We start from the raw sequence: 1,351 nt of genomic DNA, 5'->3' as shown, positions 1-1,351 counted from the left end.
TCAGAGCACGGGTCTGGTGGAGTCGCCGGAAGTGTGACCAGGCCAGGACGTGATCGATGGCGTTGGCCGCCGGGATGAGCAGACGGGCCAGGACGCGGCGGATCTCGGCGAGTGAGAGCCGCACGAGCCTCAGCCCGCCGGCGCCTCCAGAAGCAGGCGGTCTTTTCCCTTGCCGGCGGTCTCGTCGGCGTCAGCGGGCAGGGCGGCGCGCATGGCGGCCAGGAACGCCAGCGCGAGCATGGCGATGGTGACGTGCCGATGCCACGGGGTCCACTTACGCACCTGATAGGAGGTCAGGCCGAGCAGGTCCTTGCCGTGCTCGTTGTTCTCCTCGATCTTCCAGCGCATCCCGGCCGCGTCGATCAGCTCGGGGACCGGGACGTGAGCCGGGGCGTGGGCCAGGAAGAACTCCACCTCCGTCGGAACGCTGACGGAGCGGCGGATCAGCAGCGTGTGCGCGTGTCCGGGCGCGGGCGCCTGCCCGGCCACGGCAGCGGACACCGCGGTCCAGTCGTAGACGCGCAGGCCCTTGGTGCCGGCCCCGCACGAGCGGCGCTCCCAGACCCCGGCCCGGCCGAGGGCCAGGATGCGGTCCAGCACATGCCCGACCGGCTCGACCTCGCCGCGGGCGGCGACCAGGGGCAGGTCGATGGGGACCGCCATCACGTAGGAGATCTGTCGTTCGTGGCAGAACGCGCGCAGATGCGGGTCGCGGCCGTAGGCGGCATCGGCGCACAGGTAGCGGAACGGGGTGCCGGCCGCGAGCTCCTCGGTGAGCATGTCGATCACCAGCTGGGGTTTGGTGCGGAAGGCGACGTGCTCGGGCACCCCGGCCCGGGCCCGCCGCTGCGGATCACCGGTCCAGGACTCGGGCAGGTACAGGCGCCGGTTGACGAACGCGTGCCCGGCGGCGGAGGCGTAGGTGAGCATGGGCATGACCTGGCAGTTCTCCACCTGGCCGGTCAGGCCGCAGTACTGGCCGGCCATGCCGACGGACATCCGGCCCTTCTTGATCGCGCTGGTGTCGTCGGCGATCAGCACGCCGTCGGCGCGGCCCAGGTGCGCGATCACGTAGGAGCGGACCTCGTCGCGCAAGGCGTCGGCGTCCCATTTCGCGCGGTCCAGCAGGTGCTCGAACCGATGGGCGGTGGTGTGCCCGATGTGGTCGGCCAGCTGCCAGGAGTTCTTGCGGGGTACGTCGGCCAGCAGGGCGCGGACCAGGTCGGCGAAGGCCTGGCGGGGTTCGGGCCGGGTGAACAGGGGGCCGGCGATGCGTGGTCAGCGCGGTCAGTTCCGTATCCCAGGACACGACGAGATCGTAGGTCAGAGCGCACGTCACGCATTGACGATG

At 71.1% G+C, this 1,351-nt stretch carries 1 pseudogene; it reads right to left on the bottom strand.

Annotated elements, in window-relative coordinates:
• Positions 1-129: 129 nt before the first annotated feature.
• A pseudogene (locus tag ACFOWE_RS33815) lies at positions 130-1,339 on the bottom strand (IS701 family transposase).
• Between the last annotated feature and the right edge of the window lie 12 nt (positions 1,340-1,351).

The sequence above is a fragment of the Planomonospora corallina genome, from assembly GCF_042650625.1.
Lineage (GTDB): Bacteria > Actinomycetota > Actinomycetes > Streptosporangiales > Streptosporangiaceae > Planomonospora_B > Planomonospora_B corallina.
Note: the sequence above shows the minus strand (reverse complement) of the source record. Positions and strands in the feature narration are given on the sequence as shown.